Source organism: Gelidibacter salicanalis (genome assembly GCF_016469035.1).
Classification (GTDB): domain Bacteria; phylum Bacteroidota; class Bacteroidia; order Flavobacteriales; family Flavobacteriaceae; genus Gelidibacter; species Gelidibacter salicanalis_A.
The window spans coordinates 1-319 of sequence record NZ_JAEHJZ010000478.1; the positions used below are offsets into that span (position 1 = coordinate 1).

General features: G+C 51.7%; 1 protein-coding gene. It reads right to left on the minus strand.

Annotated features, from left to right (window positions below; all coding sequences use genetic code 11):
- On the minus strand, positions 1 to 319 hold a 319-nt coding region (locus tag JEM65_RS22700; protein WP_233530821.1), incomplete at both ends, for a hypothetical protein.

Below are 319 nucleotides of genomic sequence, written 5' to 3' on the forward strand. Positions count from 1 at the left end.
GCCTTGAGCAGGGGCGAGCAGGGCATCAGTTTTCATGAGCTCACCGGATAGAGTTTCGATTTTCTTGGTGTTGGCATCGGGGCAAGAGCTCAGTGCCACAATAGATTCATTGGATCGGTCCATGATTGCCTCGACCTTCCCGATAATGGATTCCAAGCAAACCGTGACGTCTGGTCCACATGCATCTTCGACCGGTTTGTCCTTGATGGAGTTCCACACGGTATGAAATTGCCCTAGCGCACGGGCTAATGTTAGTTCATGACCGCAATGGGAACTACGACCGGACGCAAAATTGTCGTACGAAATTGCTGGCTTGGGC